We start from the raw sequence: 15,321 nt of genomic DNA, 5'->3' as shown, positions 1-15,321 counted from the left end.
TAGACTATGAATCTGACCCTCACCCAGCTGCGTTACCTCGTCGCCGTCGCACGGCATGGCAGCGTCACCGCGGCCGCGCGGATGCTGAACGTCTCACAGCCGTCGATCTCGGTGGCGATCGACAATGTCGAAGCGACGCTCGGCCAGAAACTGTTCGTGCGCCAGCGCGGCAGCGGCATCGCGCTGACCTCGTTCGGCCGCAGCGCGGTGGCGAAGGCAAAGCAGGTGCTGGCCGAAGCGGACGAACTGGTTGGGCTCGGGACGCGCGACGCCGATGTCGGGGGCGAACTTGTGCTCGGCTGTTTCGAGGATTTGGCGCCTTATTTCGCGCCGGCGCTGATCCGCGCTTTTTCGCAACGCTGCCCGGCGGTCACCGTGGTGGTCCGCGACGAGACCTTCGAGACGCTCGGCCGGCGGCTCGGCGATGCGGCAATCGATCTCGGCCTGACCTACGATCTCGGCCTGCCCTCGCACTTCGCCCGCATCCTGCTGCATGAGCTGCGGCCACACGCGCTTCTGCCGCAAGGCCACGCGCTGGCCAGCCAGGCCAGCGTCAGCCTGGCGGAGCTGGCGACCCATCCCTTGATCACCACCGACCAGCCGCACAGCTGGCAGCATATGCTGGACCTGTTCCTCAGCCGCGGCCTGTCGCCGGTCTCGCAATCGACGGCGAGTTCGTTCGAACTGCAGCGCAGCATGGTCGCCAACGGCTTCGGCGTCGCGGTGAGCTACACCAGGCCTTATGGCGACAGGAGTTATGACGGGCTGCCGCTGGTCTGCAAGCCGCTGTCCGATCCGCTGCCTATGCAGCGCATCATCCTCACCCATGACACAAGGCAAAGGCTGTCGAAGGCGGCGCTGGCCTTCACGGAGGTGGCGAAGGAATGGTTTGCCAGCCACGATATTTTCACCGCCTGAGCGACAATGCGGCCGCTTGACGGGGCACGCCGCTGCTGCCACTCCAGCACGATGGAAACCATCCAGTCGAAAGCCGCACAGGGCCGCGTCGCCGACGCGCCGAGCGGCCATTGGGTCTACAAGATATTGCCGCGCTGGCTGTGGCCTTACGCGCAGCTTGCGCGCTGGGACCGGCCGATCGGCTGGCAATTGCTGCTGTGGCCCTGCTGGTGGTCGGCAGCGCTTGCGGCCAGCGCCTATCCCCGCCCGGCAGACCCGTTGCTGACATTACTGCCGTCGCCGTGGTTCCTGTTCCTGTTCTTTGTCGGCGCCGTCGCCATGCGTGGCGCCGGCTGCACCTATAACGACATTGTCGACCAGGACATCGACAACAAGGTCGAGCGCACGCGCTCGCGGCCGCTGCCGGCCGGCAAGGTGACGCGCCGCCAAGCCTGGATATTCCTGGTCATCCAGGCGTTGCTGGGGCTGGTCGTGCTGTTGCAGTTCAACGACTTCGCCATTCCGCTCGGCATCGTCTCGCTGGTCATCGTTGCCGTCTATCCCTTCATGAAGCGCTTCACCAACTGGCCGCAATTGGTGCTCGGGCTCGCCTTCTCCTGGGGTGCGCTGATGGGCTGGGCGGTCGAGTTCGGCGATCTCGATGGCCCGGCCGTCATGCTCTATATCGGCTCGATCCTGTGGGTGATCGGCTACGACACCATCTATGCACATCAGGACAAGGAAGACGACGCCATCGTCGGCGTGCGCTCGACGGCGCGGCTGTTCGGCGACAACACCAAGACCTGGCTGGTCGGGCTTTATGGCGGCACGCTGGTCTGCTTCGCAATCGCCTTCGCCTCGGCGCAGGCGCCGGTGGTGGCGCTGGCCGGGCTGATCGCCGCCGGCGCCCATATGGCGCGGCAGATAGCGGTTCTGGATATCGACGATCCCGATCAATGCCTGCGGCTGTTCAAATCCAACAACCAGGTCGGCTGGTTGATCTTCATCGGCCTGATCGGCGGTGCGCTGTGGGTGGCGCTAAAGCCGCTGGTTTAATCTCCTTCTCCCCGTCACTACACGGGGAAAAGGTGGCGGCAGCCGGATGAGGGGCAGCGCCAATCTTTGCAGTTGAGGTGAGATGCACAGCGGCGATATTGCGAGAAATGCCTCGGTCAGCGCCGCCCCTCATCGCCCTGCCGGGCGTTGGTCACTCGAAAAGCCAAGCAATTGGCTTTTCGTCCGCTACGCGGACCGCTCCTCAACCCCCGTATAGTGACGGGGAGAAGAAGGCTGTCGTCGGCGGTTTCGCCAATCGCCGGTCAAGCTACTCTCTCGAAATAATCTCCTGGCCGTCGATCACCAGTCTCAGCCCGAGATTGCCGGCCCTGCGGCGGGCGAGGAAGCGCGGGCGGCGCGTGGTCGAGACCCGGCCCTTGCGGCGATCCTTGGCCGGCAGCGCCTTGATGGCGGCGCCGAGCGATTCCTCAAGCGTGCGGGCAATGCCGTCGGATTCGATCAGCAGCATCTGCAGCCGGTAAGCATCGGCCCAGGCGCGCCAGTCGGCGGCGACGTCGTCGAGATCGTCGGCCACCAGCAGCGGCACCGACAGCATCGGGTCGTTGTGCAGGAGTTCGAGGGTTACCGTGACATTGCCTTGCGCATCCTCCATCGCGCGGGCGGCGACGCCGCGAAACGCGTTGGCGGGCAGCGCGATGATCGCCGGCACGCCGCTCATCTCGAGCGTGCGGCGGATGACGGCGCCGCGCTGGTCGATGGTGAAGGTAACGTCGCCATAGTCGTCGCGCGTGGCATAGCTCACCACTTGCGGCAGGCGGAATGGGTCGAGGCGCATGTTGCGCCCGGCCCAGACGGGCTTCAATACACTGTTCATCTGCTGCCTTCCTGTGTTTCTCCTGAGAGCCGTTTTGCGGGTCTCTCCGGGCCGGTTTTCCCGGCCTCGTTGTGTGAAACATTAGCGCGAGCTTCTGCCGCCCGGCTTAAGAAAGTCAGTTAAATTTTGCTGATCTCAGGCGATGGTTATCGGAATGAGACCAGCCACAAAATGTTGAAAGGATCAGATAACCTTACCGGGATTCATGATGCCGGCCGGATCGAAGACGGCCTTCACCCGGCGCATCAGCTCGATCGCCATGGGCGGCGCGGTGGCGATCAGCTCGTCGCGCTTCAACTGGCCGATGCCATGCTCGGCCGAGATCGAACCCTGGAAGGAGCGCACAACATCGTGCACGGCATGGTTCATGGCGTGGTAGAGGCCGAGAAACGCTTCATCGTCACCGCCCTCCGGCCGGGAGATGTTGTAGTGGAGATTGCCGTCGCCCATATGGCCGAAGCAGACCACGCGCGCCTGCGGACTGACCGAAGCCACTGCACCGGCCGCCTTTTCGATAAACGCCGGGATGGATGCCACCGGCACCGAAATATCATGCTTGATCGACGCGCCTTCGGGCTTTTGCGAATCCGGCAGCACCTCGCGGAAATTCCAGAAGGCGTCGCCCTGCGCCAGGCTTGCCGCGATCACCGCGTCGCCGACGATGCCTTTCTGGAGGCCTTCCGACAGCACCTCCTCGATCAGCCCCCTGGCGTCCTCGGCCGAACGGCCGGATGATATCTGCATCAGCACATACCAGGGCCAGTCCTCGGCGAGCGGCCGGATGACGCCCTGCGCGTGGCGCAGCGTGAAATCATAAGGACGCTGGCCGATCAGCTCGAAGGCGGTGAGTGCCGCCCCGGCCCGGTCCATCGCCAGGCTGAACAGCGAAAGCGCTGCTTCCGGCGACGACAGGCCGGCAAAGGCGACTTCGCGCCCCTTGGGCTTGGGAAACAGTTTCAGCACCGCGGCGGTGATGATGCCGAGCGTGCCTTCGGCGCCGACGAACAGGTTCTTCAGATCGTAGCCGGTGTTGTCCTTCTTCAGTTTGCGCAGATCGTCGAACACCTCGCCGGTCGGCAGCACGACTTCGACACCAAGGCAGAGTTCGCGCGCATTGCCATAGGCAAGCACGCCGGTGCCGCCGGCATTGGACGAGAGATTGCCGCCGATCTGGCAGGACCCTTGCGCGGCAAGCGACAACGGAAACAGCCGGTCGGCGGCGTCGGCGGCTTCCTGCAGCGTCTGCAGGATGACGCCGGCTTCGACGGTCACCGTGTTCGAGAAGACGTCGATCTCGCGAATGCGGTTCAGCCGCGACAAAGAAAGCACGATCTCGCGGCCGGAGGCATCCGGCACCTGGGCGCCGACCAGCCCGGTGTTGCCGCTTTGCGGCACGACCGGCGTTCCCGTCTCGCTCGCCAGCCGCATGATCCGGCTCACCTCGTCGACGCTGCCGGGACGCAGCACCAAGGCCGTCCTACCGTGCCACAGCCCGCGCCGCTCGGTAAGATACGGCGCAATATCGGCTTGGTCGCGCAGTGCATATTTTTCGCCGACAATGGCAGTGAAGCGGTCGATGAGAGCGGGATCGAGGTCGAAGGGGGAGTCGTTCATCGGCGCAAACTATGGCGCTCAATCGAGCTTGTCACGGGGGGCAGCGGCACGAAGCAGCCGGTCGTTGATCGCCTCGCCGAGGCCTTCGACCGGGATCGGCTCGACGGCGATCGTGGCCGCACCGCTGCGGTCGAGTTCCTGCAGATACGCGAACAGATTGCTTGCGGCTTCGCGCAAATCGCCTGATGCCGACAGGTTGCGCAAGGCGGCCGCCGCTTGCCAGCCTTCGGCGCGGCGGACGCCAAAGGCCAGCAAGGCCTCGCCTTCAACCACGTTTTGCGCGTCGAGCCGCACCGCGGCGCCCGGCGCATAATGCGACGCCAGCATGCCGGGCGCCTCGATGCCGGCCGTCGCGCCGCGCTGCAGCTTGAGGCCGGTGACGGCCTCGATATCGGCGGCAGCGATGCCGCCTGGCCTCAGCAGCCGCACGCTGTTGCCTTCGACCTTGACGATGGTCGATTCCAGCCCGACCGGGGTGGCGCCGCCATCGACCACCAGCCGGATTTTGGCGCCGAGATCGGCCGCCACGGCTTGCGCCGTCGTGGCGCTTATCTTGCCCGAAGAGTTCGCGCTGGGCGCGGCCAGCGGCCGGCCGAGCCTGGCGATCAGCTCGCCGCCGAAGCCCCTCGGCATGCGGAGCGCGATCGTATCGAGCCCGGCGGTGACCAGCGGATGGATGCCGTTGCCGGGTCGGAGCGGCAGCACCAGCGTCAGCGGCCCCGGCCAGAACGCCTCGGCCAGCCGCTTCGACAGCGGGTCGAAGATCGCAATGCGCTCGGCCATCGCGAGGTCGGCGACATGGGCGATCAGCGGGTTGAAGCGCGGCCGGCCCTTGGCTTCGAAGATGCGGGCGACGCCGACGCCATTGGTCGCGTCGCTGGCCAGTCCATAGACGGTCTCCGTCGGGATAGCGACGACGTCGCCGCCCTCGAGCAGCGCCAACGCCTGCTCCATCGCTTCGCCGACGGATAGTATCTCAGCCACTCGCTTCACCTCACAGGCACCGGACCTAAAGCGCGTCGCGCTGAACCGGATTCATGCGACGCGCTTTAGGTCTTTGTTTTGATGCATGTCGTTCTCTCAAAACCGGGGCCACTTTTGAGCGACATGCATTAGAGCGGTTCAGCGGTTCGCTGAAACGCTCTAAGTATTTGTTTTTGCGCAATTCCGGACGGAAAACCGCTACTCACTTTTCCTGGAATTGCTCTAATACGGCAGTGGTTTTCGGGCAAGCCGGCGTTGGCGAATTATCAATGCCTAAAATGCTATGTTTCCCTGCAAGCCGGCATCAATCCACCGGGGTTAAGGCTATTTGCGGTTAGGGCTGGCGGCTTGTCGGGCAAGGGGACGGTTTCGATGTCGATGCGTGTGCTTGGAGCGCTTGGTTTCACCCTGGCGGCGATGACCGGTGGGGCGCACGCCTCGTCGATCGTCTTTCTCGGCGTCTCGACCTCGACGCCATCGGTCATCAAGGTTGGCGGATCCGAACCGGTCAGGATCGCCTCGTCGCCATCGATCGTCGCACTCGGCGATGCCCAGCCCGATGTGACTTATGAAAAGGTCGCGGCGATCCCCGAAAAGCCTAGGCAGGACCCGATGATCATTCGCGGCGGCATCGTCGGCGGCGCCTTCGCCGCGCCGGCTCCGGCCAGGGCGAGCGCCGCGGCGCCGGCAACTGAGCCGACGGCAGAGACCGCACCAGCCGGAACTGCAACGGCATCGAACGGCAAGCCCGAGTCGCAACCGGCAGCGCCGCAGCCGGCAGCAACACCGCAGCGGCCGATCGAGGGCGTCGGCAAAGCCGAGTAGGCCATACAGCCAAAACAGTCGGCCAAGACAGTCGGCCGATCCATGCCGCTTGACGCCGATCGACGCCCCGGCGCACGATCGGCTTGGCGGCGGCCCCAATTTCGCCAATCGGGTTTGGCATGAGCGCGCCGGGTTCTAGGAGAGCGAGGGGTTATCATGAACATGACGAAATCTTTGACTATTGCCGGCCTGTTGCTGGCGTCACCTATAGGTGTCGGCGGCGCGCAGGCCGGTGACGAGCTAGGGTCCTACGTCGCGCGCATTTCCGATCGCGACCACCATGCCAGCGACGGCTATGAGCTGAGCAGCGCAGCACAGATGGTGCGGCAGGACCGCGCCAACTGGCACAAGTTCCACCGACGCGATGCCGACGACCAGGGCGATGACTGGTTCCGCAGCAACGATGAGCGCGCGTATCTGGAACGCATGCTGAAGCGCAGTGGCGCGATGAGCTCCTCGACACGGAACGCCATCGTCAATGGCGAGCCGCTGATCCAGGTCGACGTCTATTCAGACAGCGTGCATGTCAGCATTTTGGAGGACTGACGGAGTCAGCCTCGGGAGGACTGAAAACAAGACGGGCGGCGTGTGAACGCCGCCCGTGTTCGGGCTTGTCCGTCCCTTAGCCAGCTATTCTGGAAAAATCCGCGACCTGATCGGTGGCCGTGCGGATGCGAGCCAGCAGCGCCAGGCGGTTGGCGCGCACGGCCTGGTCCTCATCATTCACGAGAACGCGTTCAAAGAATGAATCAACCGGTTCACGCAACACGCTAAGCGCCAGCATGGCGGCGGAAAAGTCTTCGTTTTGAATCGCTTCGCCGGCTTCTCTCTCCGCCTGATTCACCGCCGCAAACAGCGATTTCTCGGCCTCCTCGCGAAACAGCGCCGGCTCAACAGTCGCGGCGACACGCGTTTTCTTCTTCTCCTCAGCAGCCAGAATGTTGGCCGCGCGCTTGGTGCCGGCGAGCAGGTTCTTGCCGTCCTCGGTGTCGAGGAAGTAGCCGAGCGCTTCGACGCGGCGCACGATCTGCAGGAGGTCATCCGAGTGCGATTGGCCGATTTCCCCCCTTGTGGGGGAGATGCCCGGCAGGGCAGAGGGGGGCGCGCCAGAATGAGAGGTCGGCGGGACAGCGCCCCCCTCTGTCGGCTTCGCCGCCCCCACAAGGGGGGAGATTGGCGCGCTTCCACCGCCTGCCAGCACGGCGTCAATGAGATCATGCCTAGCACCCTGGTCGCGGAGATAGACTTTCAGGCGGTCGTGGAAGAAGGCGAGGAGGTCGGGGCCAAAGGCCCGTCCAGCCTTAGACGCGAGATAACTCGCCGTTTGATAGGCACTATCGAAGAGCGATGTCAGCGGCAGTGAGATCCCATTCTCGATCAGGATCCTCACCACGCCCAGTGCGGCCCTTCTCAGCGCGTAAGGGTCCTTCGACCCCGTCGGCTTTTCATCAATGGCCCAGAAGCCGACCAGCGTGTCGAGCTTGTCGGCCAGTGCGACGGCAATCGACACCGGATTGGTCGGCAGGCTATCCGACGGACCTTGCGGTTTGTAGTGCTCCTCGATCGCCGCAGCCACGGACGGATGCTCGCCCTGCAGCAGCGCGTATTTGCGCCCCATGGCGCCTTGCAGTTCCGGAAACTCGCCCACTGCTTCGGTCGTAAGATCGGCCTTGGCGAGCACCGACGCACGCCCGGCGAGCGCGGTAATCTCCCCCCTTGAGGGGGAGATGTCGCCGAAGGCGACAGAGGGGGTCGTCTCGCGTGGAGCGCCAACTCCCTCTTTCTTCGAGAGACCGGGCGGCGTCGCGGCAGCCGAACCGACCCCCTCTGGCCTGCCGGCCATCTCCCCCTCAAGGGGGGAGATTGACTGCGCCACTGTTGGCGCCAGCTCCTGCGCCAGCCGCTTGATCCGCTCCACCCGATCGCCTTGCGTACCGAGCTTGGTTTGAAAGGTGACATTGAGATGGTCGAGGCGGGCCATGCGCTGGTCGAGCGGCTTTTTCAGATCGAGCCCGAATTTCTTCGCCGACGCCTCGAGCTGCTCCAGATCGGGCAGATCGCCCTGGTCGGTCTTCCAGAAATACAGCGCGTCCGACAGGCGGGCACGCACCACCTTGCCGTTGCCGTGCGCGATCTCCTTGCCGCCGTCCTTGGCCTCGATGTTGGCGGTGAGGATGAAGCGGTTGGAGAGGTTTTCGCCGTCGCCTTGCGGCCGGGTGACAAAGCATTTCTGATTGGCGCGGATGGTCAGCCGGACCACCTCGGGCGGAATGGCGAGAAAGGCCTCCTCGTATTCGCCCATCAGCACCACCGGCCATTCGACCAGGCCCGACACTTCTTCCAACAACCCTTCGTCCTCGACCAGATCGAGCCCGTTGGCGAAGGCGAGGTTGCGGGCGTCGGCAAGGATGATCTCCTTGCGGCGGTCGCCATCGAGCACGACCTTGGCCGCTTCCAGCTTGGTCACGTAATCGTCGAAGCGGCGCACGGTGATTTCACCCGGCGCCATGAAACGATGGCCATAGGTGATATTGCCCGAGCGGATGCCATCGATCTCGAAATCGACCACCACCGGCTCCTCGGTCTCCGGGCCGAAGGTGCACAGGATCGTCTGCAGCGGCCGCACCCAGCGCAGCGAACCGGGCTTGGCCGAAGCCGGCCCCCAGCGCATCGATGTCGGCCACGGGAAGCTGCGGATGATGGCCGGCACCAGTTCGGCGACGATTTCTTCCGCCGCCCTGCCCGGCTTCGAAATATGGGCGACGTAGAAATCGCCCTTCTTCGGATCGGAATGGACATGCGCCTCGGCAACCGAGGCAAGGCCTGCCTTGCGCAGAAAACCCTGCACCGCCTGTTCCGGCGCCGCCGTCGACGGCCCCTTGATCTCCTCGTGGATGTCCTTCGAGCGCGCGGTCAGGCCCCTGACATCGAGCGCCAGGCGCCGCGGCGTCCAGTATTCGCGCGCGGCGTCATAGGTCAGACCCGCCTCGACCAGACCGTCGGTCAGCATCTTCTTGAGATCGCCCGCCGCCTTGCGCTGCATGCGGGCGGGGATTTCCTCGGAGCGAAGTTCCAGCAACAAATCCGGCATCAGAGTTTCTCCACCCGCATGCCTTCTCCCTGATTGCGCGTCCTCGCGCCTCCGGCGCTGCGGTTGCGCGGCCGGGCGGGGATTTCCTCGGAGCCAAGTTCTAGCAAAAGATCAGGCATCAGAGTTTCTCCACCCGCATGCCTTCTTCCTGATTGCGCGTCCTCGCGCCTCCGGCGCTGCGGTTGCGCGGCTGGGCGGGAATCTCTTCCGAGCGGAGTTCTAGAAGCAGATCAGGCATAGTTAGGCTCCCACCCTCCCCTCGATGGGGAGGGTCGGCGCGTAGCGCCGGGGTGGGGTGGCGACCTCTCAGCCGCCGATACCTTCGGCACCATCGCGCAAACGCAGGTGTGATTTTCGTTCTTCCACCGCCGCATAGATCGTATCGAGCACGGAATCCAGTTCGTTTTTGATTTCATGGTTCCAGAAGCGAATGACGCGGTAGCCTTGGCTCTCGAACCATTTCGTTCGACGCTCGTCATGGCGCAGCTGGTCATCGAAGCTGTGATGGGCACCGTCCACCTCAATGATCAGCTTCAGCCGGTGGGAGATGAAATCAGGGAAGTAAACGCCTACCGACGCCTGCCTGCGAAAATGAGTGCCTTCTACTGGAATGCGCCACAGATGCCGCCACAGGATGCGTTCCTCGTCGGTCATCGCCGCGCGAAGCCTTTGCGCAGACTGCAGCTTGAATCGATCGAGTTTTGGCATGGAACGTCGCGCTGTCACCCCCACCCGCCGCTTCGCGGCGACCTCCCCCATCTAGGGGGAGGTAAGAGGGCATAGCAACTCGGCTGACCGCTGTTTCCAGGAATTTTGACCGCCCCTGTCGGGCCGCAACCAGCCCGCCCGTCCTTGGATCAAAGATTTCCATGAACCAAACGCAGCGCTGAAGCGACCAACGCTCAGGCAGGGACCTATTGGCTGAACGACCATGAAAACGGCATCGAGACTTCTCCAGATCATCGCGCTCAGCGCCTGTTTCGCCGCGCAGGTGCATGGCGCCTTCTCGATGCCGGGTGTGCGGCAGGCTATGCGGACCATGGCAGGATCGTCTGGCCAGTTCTCGGCGCCAATCAACATTTCCCCCGAAATGATGAAGTGAGCCTCAGGCGGCGAGCCCGCCGGCCTGGGTCTGCAAAAATGCCTCGCCGCAGGCTTTCGCCAGATTGCGCACCCGCAGGATGTAGCTCTGCCGCTCGGTCACCGAAATCACTCCGCGCGCATCGAGCAGGTTGAAGACGTGGCTGGCCTTGATGCACTGGTCATAGGCCGGGAAGACCATGCGGTGCATCGGCAGATTGTCGTTCGAAGCCGGGGCGCCGGCCGCGAGCAGCGCCTTGCATTCGGCTTCGGCGTCCTCGAAATGCCTGAGCAGCATGGCAGTGTTGGCATATTCGAAATTGTGCCTGGAATATTCCTGCTCGGCCTGCAGGAAGACATCGCCATAGGTGACTTTTTCGGCGCCTTCTCGGCCATTGAAGTTGAGGTCGTAGACATTGTCGACGCCCTGCACATACATGGCCAGCCGCTCCAGGCCGTAGGTCAGTTCTCCCGCCACCGGCGCGCATTCGATGCCGCAGACCTGCTGGAAATAGGTGAACTGCGACACTTCCATGCCGTCGCACCAGCACTCCCAGCCGAGCCCCCAGGCGCCAAGCGTCGGGCTTGCCCAGTCGTCCTCGACGAAGCGAATGTCGTGCAGCAGCGGATCGACGCCGATCGACTTGAGCGAGCCGAGATAGAGCTCCTGCAGGTTCGGCGGGTTGGGCTTCAGGATCACCTGGTACTGGTAATAATGCTGCAGCCGGTTGGGGTTTTCGCCGTAGCGGCCGTCTTTCGGCCTTCGCGAGGGCTGGACATAGGCAGCGTTCCAGCCCTTGGGCCCGAGCGCGCGCAGCGTGGTGGCCGGATGAAAGGTGCCGGCGCCGACTTCCATGTCGTAAGGCTGCAGGATGACACAGCCATAGGCGGCCCAGTAATTGTGCAGGGTCAGGATCAGCCCCTGGAACGAGCGGCTGGGGTGCATATGGGCTGGACTGTCTGACGTCACGGCGGCCTCGGAAAGCGCGAAAAAGAAGACATTCCCTAGTTGCCGGGCCGGTAGGCGTCAAGGCAGCGCCTATGGCCGCCCTGATGAGAGGTTGAACGCTTTGCTTCGGACTGGCCCATTGCCGGACGGTGCCGGTGGCCGTTTGCTCGCCCAGCTTCAACGACAAAGGTTCAGCCATGCAAGGCCAGTTCACCGTACGCCCCGTCACCCGAGAGGATTACGAGCAATGGCTGCCGCTGTGGGACGGCTACAATGCGTTTTACGGCCGCTCGGGCGAGACCGCCCTGCCCGGTGACATCACTGCAATGACATGGTCGCGCTTCTTCGATGCCTATGAGCCGATGCATGCGCTGGTCGCCGAGAGCGAAGGCAAGCTTCTCGGCCTTGTCCACTATCTCTACCACCGCACCACGACGGCGATTTCGCCGAACTGCTATCTGCAGGATCTCTTCACCAATGAGGCGTCGCGCGGCAAGGGCGTCGGCCGGGCACTGATCGAAGACGTCTATACCAGGGCGCAAACCGAGGCTCCAGCCGCGTCTACTGGCTGACACACGAAACCAACCACACGGCGATAAAGCTCTACGACAAGATCGGCGATCTCTCGGGGTTCGTCGTCTACCGAAAGCTGTTCTAGAATGAGCGCCAACGCTGGGTCTGCGCCGCGTCGCTTCGCTCCTTGCTCCGCCATAGAATGACGATCCCGATAGGGCGTCTCTATCTCTTTGTTTCTGTCGCAATTCCGAACGGAAAACCGCGCACACTTTCCTGGAATTGCTCTAAGACACCAAACCGAAAAAACGGGGCTCAGCGAGCCCCGTTTCATCAGAAGTATGGCCCGATCACCCCTTCGGCGCTGGCGGGGTGGCCGGCTTGACCTTCGGGGTTTCCTGCGCCGTGTTGGATTCGATCGGCGGCAAGCCCTTCATCAGCTTCTGCTGCAAAATGGCAAGCACATCGGGATCCGGCTTCAGGTCGCGCGCCTGATTCCACTGGAAAGTGGCTTCGAGCTTGCGGCCGACGCGCCAATAGGCATCGCCGAGATGGTCGTTGAGCACCGGATCTTCCGGCTTGAGCGACACGGCGCGCTCCATTTCGCGCACGGCGTCGTCGAACCGGCCCATGCGGAAATAGGCCCAGCCCAGCGAATCGACAATGTAGCCGTCGCTCGGCCTGAGGTCGACGGCCTTCTGGATCATCGCCAGGCCTTCCTTGAGGTTCATGTTCATGTCGACCCAGGAATAGCCGAGATAGTTCAGCACCTGCGGCTGGTCGGGGAACAGTTCCAGCGCCTTGAGGAAGTTCGGTTCGGCCTTGGGCCATTCCTTCAGCCGCTCATAGGCGATGCCGCGCTGATAGTAGATGTTCCAGTTGGCATTGGTCGGCGTCTTCAGCACCGCGACCGCCTTGTCGTAGAGAGTGGCGGCGGAGCGGAAATCCTCCTTCGACGCATAGACCCCGCCCAGCGCCAGATAGGCGCGCATGTCATCGGGGTGAGCTTCGACGAATGCCTTGAGATGGGCGATCGCCTCATCGTGACGGTTGAGATCGGCAAGGTTGAGGCCGAGCTGCAGGTCGGAAAGCTCCTTCAGCGGCGAGGAGGCTGGAATGCGGCTATAGAGCGCAATGGCGCCTTCGCCGTCCTTCAGCTGCTCCGCAACGGCGGCAAGCTGCACCAAAGCGGCGTCGCTGTCGGGCTTGAGCGCGAGCGCATATTGCAGATAGAGGCGCACGAACGGCTCGCCGCCGCCGCGATTGAGCGCGATGGCGAGGTCGAGCAGGATTTCAGCGGCGCCTTCGGAGGGACTGGCGACGAAAGGCTCGATCTTGTCGCCCTTGCTGATCCTGTCGCGAAGCGCCTGGATGTCGAGCTTGCCGGGCGCGAACGCCTCGGCCTTGTCGAGCACGTAGAGCGCCTTGTTCTTGTTGCCCTTGCGCGCCAGGAAAGACGCGTAGGCCTGGGCGTTGCGCATCCATGTCTCGGGCGCGGCACCGCCGGCCGTGACGTCGGTCAGGGTCGCGTCATAAAGCGCGTCGGCCTTATCCGACAGGCCTGCGGCATCGGCGATCAGCGCGCGGTGGAAGGACTTGAACAGGCCGAACCAGTCAGGCCCCTGCAGTTTGTCGATCGAGGCCATCGCCCCGGTGGGGTCGCCGGCGCCCGCTTGTGCCCAGCCGGACATGACGCCGGAAATCAGCCGGTCGAGATCGGATTCGAGCGACAGCTTGAGCCAGTACTGCGCCTTGGTGAAATCCTTCTTGTGGAAGGAATCGACCGCCAGAGCCAGACGCGAGAAGCGCTCGACGTCGGGAACTGCCTTGAGCTTGTCGGCATAGACCAGCGATTCCTCGAAGCGGCCTTGCGCGATCAGCGACAGCATCAGGCTTTGCTGCAGCGAGGTGTCGCCGGGATTGAAGGCGAGCGCCTGCTTGTAATAAGCGATGGCATTGTCGAGGTCGTTGTCGCCTTCGGCGATGCGGGCGGCGAGATAGGCGCCCGAGAAGGAGGTGATCTTGACCGGGTCGGTCAATTCCTTGGCGTAGGCAGGCAGCGGAGAAATCGCCATCCCTGCCATAATTGCCAGCCCCGCGAGCCAGCGCGCACGTCCTTGCCGCATCGTATCCCTTTCAGCCAAGCGCCATCCCGCGTCGGCGCGGAGAAGCCATAGACTCGATGTTTCCTGCCAAAGCATGGCCTTTTTGGGGTCAGGCTTCAATCCGGGCCGAATTCACAATCGGGTCACCCGATTAACAAACCATGGCGACGCACACACTGTCGGTTCGGGATAATAGCAGATCGGGGTTGGGAGCTACAGCCTGACATCGCGATATCCGCCTGCCGCGACAGTGGTGCACAGGCCGGCCCATTCGCAACCCTGGCAGGCCTCACGCGTCACGCCGGCTGCAAAGGCCGCGCGCAGACCGGCAAGCGTTGCCGCGTCGAGGCTGAGGCGGGCGCCGGCCCGGATCGGCCGGGCCAGCAGTTTGCCGACATCGCGTGCCGCCAGTTCGTCCCGGGCGGCGGCGCTTTCGCGCAAACAATGCGGCTCGGCCTCGCCGAGCAGCGGTTGGCAGATATCGTCGGGGCCGGAGACGATCAGGATATCCTCACCCCGGCCCAGACGTTTCGCGATCACGTCATAATTGGCGACGAAGGCTGCGCTGTACCCTTTGCCGACATAGGTCAGCAGGCAAAGCAGGTGATGGGAGCGCAGCCTGATGGTCATTGGTCAGGACGCGGTTCCGACCCGGCTCGCCTTGTTGCCGGAAAACAGCTTCAGCGTGGCGGCGCCAAGCGCCGACTTGAGCAAGCCGCCGACGATGAACGGCAGGAAGCCGGAGACGATCGCCGCCTTGGCACCAATGATGGCGGCGAGCCACACAGTGCCGATCACCAGGCAAAGCAGGTTGCCGAGCAGCATGGCGAGGAAGGCAAAGCCAACCCGGTTGCCATTCCAGCCGCGTTCGGCAAGCCAGCCGACCAGAGCACCGACAATGGGGAACGACAGGAGATAGCCGCCGGTGTAGAACCAGGAGGCGCCGCTGGCCAGAACCGGGAGGCCCACTGCGCCCTCGACCAGCCAGGCGATGATGGTGATGGCGCCAAGCCGCCAGCCATAGAGCGCGCCGATCAGCGTCACTGCGAAGGTCTGCATGGTGACCGGCACCGGCACCATCGGCACCTCGATGTAGGACGACAGCGCCAGGAACAGCGTGCCGATGACGACGGCCCCGACCTGCCAGCCAAGCGATCGGGTTTGCAGGCGCAACGGGCTGAAGGATGGCTTGGAGGGCGAAAAGGCGATGTCGGTCATGGCGGCTTCCCTGTTGGTTTGTAATTATAGATAATTTTGTTGTTCGATCTATTATCGAATCCATACTTGCGAGGAGATGGCAACCCCTCGGGTGAAAAAGGATGGATCTTGAGTGCCTAAATGAACGGAATTGGAAAGGGCCGGCGGGACAGCA

Annotated in this window: 14 protein-coding genes and 1 pseudogene; 6 read left to right on the top strand and 9 right to left on the bottom strand. The window is 63.6% G+C overall.

Going from position 1 to position 15,321, the window contains the following annotated elements:
• Positions 1–6 precede the first annotated feature (6 nt).
• Entirely contained in the window at positions 7–918 is a 912-nt protein-coding gene (locus ACYG9V_RS11400; RefSeq protein ID WP_023668455.1) for a LysR family transcriptional regulator, read from the top strand.
• A 51-nt stretch (positions 919–969) separates the two neighbouring features.
• Positions 970–1,953 (top strand): 4-hydroxybenzoate octaprenyltransferase, encoded by a 984-nt coding sequence (gene ubiA, locus ACYG9V_RS11395; protein WP_023692096.1) that lies wholly within the window; start codon positions 970–972, stop codon positions 1,951–1,953.
• A 268-nt stretch (positions 1,954–2,221) separates the two neighbouring features.
• On the opposite strand, the gene ACYG9V_RS11390 is transcribed toward ubiA, so the two are convergent.
• From ACYG9V_RS11390 to ACYG9V_RS11380, 3 genes are all read right to left on the bottom strand, one after another.
• Positions 2,222–2,788, bottom strand: coding sequence for a DUF6101 family protein (locus ACYG9V_RS11390; protein WP_023668457.1), 567 nt, complete (start codon positions 2,786–2,788; stop codon positions 2,222–2,224).
• Positions 2,789–2,971: 183 nt separating this feature from the next.
• Complete coding sequence (locus tag ACYG9V_RS11385) at positions 2,972–4,402, bottom strand: FAD-binding oxidoreductase (protein ID WP_352763076.1); 1,431 nt, start codon at positions 4,400–4,402, stop codon at positions 2,972–2,974.
• An 18-nt stretch (positions 4,403–4,420) separates the two neighbouring features.
• Complete coding sequence (locus ACYG9V_RS11380) at positions 4,421–5,386, bottom strand: L-threonylcarbamoyladenylate synthase (protein WP_352763078.1); 966 nt, start codon at positions 5,384–5,386, stop codon at positions 4,421–4,423.
• A 372-nt stretch (positions 5,387–5,758) separates the two neighbouring features.
• On the opposite strand from ACYG9V_RS11380, the gene ACYG9V_RS11375 reads away from it, so the two are divergent.
• Together ACYG9V_RS11375 and ACYG9V_RS11370 are read left to right on the top strand one after the other, a co-directional pair.
• A complete protein-coding gene (locus ACYG9V_RS11375) occupies positions 5,759–6,211 on the top strand; it encodes a hypothetical protein (protein WP_352763079.1) in 453 nt (150 codons plus the stop codon).
• Positions 6,212–6,373: 162 nt separating this feature from the next.
• Positions 6,374–6,757 (top strand): hypothetical protein, encoded by a 384-nt coding sequence (locus tag ACYG9V_RS11370; protein WP_352763081.1) that lies wholly within the window; start codon positions 6,374–6,376, stop codon positions 6,755–6,757.
• Positions 6,758–6,833: 76 nt separating this feature from the next.
• On the opposite strand, the gene glyS is transcribed toward ACYG9V_RS11370, so the two are convergent.
• On the bottom strand, positions 6,834–9,302 hold the full coding sequence (gene glyS, locus ACYG9V_RS11365; protein WP_352763083.1) for a glycine--tRNA ligase subunit beta: 2,469 nt from the start codon (positions 9,300–9,302) through the stop codon (positions 6,834–6,836).
• Between the two features lie 306 nt (positions 9,303–9,608).
• Complete coding sequence (locus tag ACYG9V_RS11360; protein ID WP_023692101.1) at positions 9,609–10,010, bottom strand: endonuclease domain-containing protein; 402 nt, start codon at positions 10,008–10,010, stop codon at positions 9,609–9,611.
• A gap of 223 nt (positions 10,011–10,233) precedes the next feature.
• On the opposite strand from ACYG9V_RS11360, the gene ACYG9V_RS11355 reads away from it, so the two are divergent.
• Complete coding sequence (locus ACYG9V_RS11355; protein WP_023702047.1) at positions 10,234–10,404, top strand: hypothetical protein; 171 nt, start codon at positions 10,234–10,236, stop codon at positions 10,402–10,404.
• Between the two features lie 3 nt (positions 10,405–10,407).
• On the opposite strand, the gene ACYG9V_RS11350 is transcribed toward ACYG9V_RS11355, so the two are convergent.
• Positions 10,408–11,352 (bottom strand): glycine--tRNA ligase subunit alpha, encoded by a 945-nt coding sequence (locus ACYG9V_RS11350; RefSeq protein ID WP_027050062.1) that lies wholly within the window; start codon positions 11,350–11,352, stop codon positions 10,408–10,410.
• 176 nt (positions 11,353–11,528) lie between these two features.
• Here ACYG9V_RS11350 and ACYG9V_RS11345 point away from each other — a divergent pair.
• Positions 11,529–11,989: pseudogene (locus ACYG9V_RS11345) on the top strand (GNAT family N-acetyltransferase).
• A 205-nt stretch (positions 11,990–12,194) separates the two neighbouring features.
• On the opposite strand, the gene ACYG9V_RS11340 reads toward ACYG9V_RS11345, so the two are convergent.
• The 3 genes from ACYG9V_RS11340 to ACYG9V_RS11330 form a co-directional block, all read right to left on the bottom strand.
• Positions 12,195–13,970 (bottom strand): tetratricopeptide repeat protein, encoded by a 1,776-nt coding sequence (locus ACYG9V_RS11340; RefSeq protein ID WP_460222066.1) that lies wholly within the window; start codon positions 13,968–13,970, stop codon positions 12,195–12,197.
• A 192-nt stretch (positions 13,971–14,162) separates the two neighbouring features.
• Positions 14,163–14,579 (bottom strand): DUF1284 domain-containing protein, encoded by a 417-nt coding sequence (locus tag ACYG9V_RS11335; protein WP_352597343.1) that lies wholly within the window; start codon positions 14,577–14,579, stop codon positions 14,163–14,165.
• Between the two features lie 3 nt (positions 14,580–14,582).
• A complete protein-coding gene (locus tag ACYG9V_RS11330) occupies positions 14,583–15,167 on the bottom strand; it encodes a biotin transporter BioY (protein ID WP_352597342.1) in 585 nt (194 codons plus the stop codon).
• Positions 15,168–15,321: the final 154 nt, after the last annotated feature.

This window comes from Mesorhizobium sp. W016 (assembly GCF_054719485.1).
Note: the sequence above shows the minus strand (reverse complement) of the source record. Positions and strands in the feature narration are given on the sequence as shown.

Excerpts from the sequence above, each read along its gene's own strand:
- ACYG9V_RS11400 (WP_023668455.1), top strand. The coding sequence starts at position 7 with ATGAATCTGACCCTCACCCAGCTGCGTTACCTCGTCGCCGTCGCACGG.
- ubiA (WP_023692096.1), top strand. The coding sequence starts at position 970 with ATGGAAACCATCCAGTCGAAAGCCGCACAGGGCCGCGTCGCCGACGCG.
- ACYG9V_RS11390 (WP_023668457.1), bottom strand. The coding sequence starts at position 2,788 with ATGAACAGTGTATTGAAGCCCGTCTGGGCCGGGCGCAACATGCGCCTC.
- ACYG9V_RS11385 (WP_352763076.1), bottom strand. The coding sequence starts at position 4,402 with ATGAACGACTCCCCCTTCGACCTCGATCCCGCTCTCATCGACCGCTTC.
- ACYG9V_RS11375 (WP_352763079.1), top strand. The coding sequence starts at position 5,759 with ATGTCGATGCGTGTGCTTGGAGCGCTTGGTTTCACCCTGGCGGCGATG.
- ACYG9V_RS11370 (WP_352763081.1), top strand. The coding sequence starts at position 6,374 with ATGACGAAATCTTTGACTATTGCCGGCCTGTTGCTGGCGTCACCTATA.
- glyS (WP_352763083.1), bottom strand. The coding sequence starts at position 9,302 with ATGCCGGATTTGTTGCTGGAACTTCGCTCCGAGGAAATCCCCGCCCGC.
- ACYG9V_RS11360 (WP_023692101.1), bottom strand. The coding sequence starts at position 10,010 with ATGCCAAAACTCGATCGATTCAAGCTGCAGTCTGCGCAAAGGCTTCGC.
- ACYG9V_RS11355 (WP_023702047.1), top strand. The coding sequence starts at position 10,234 with ATGAAAACGGCATCGAGACTTCTCCAGATCATCGCGCTCAGCGCCTGT.
- ACYG9V_RS11340 (WP_460222066.1), bottom strand. The coding sequence starts at position 13,970 with ATGCGGCAAGGACGTGCGCGCTGGCTCGCGGGGCTGGCAATTATGGCA.
- ACYG9V_RS11335 (WP_352597343.1), bottom strand. The coding sequence starts at position 14,579 with ATGACCATCAGGCTGCGCTCCCATCACCTGCTTTGCCTGCTGACCTAT.
- ACYG9V_RS11330 (WP_352597342.1), bottom strand. The coding sequence starts at position 15,167 with ATGACCGACATCGCCTTTTCGCCCTCCAAGCCATCCTTCAGCCCGTTG.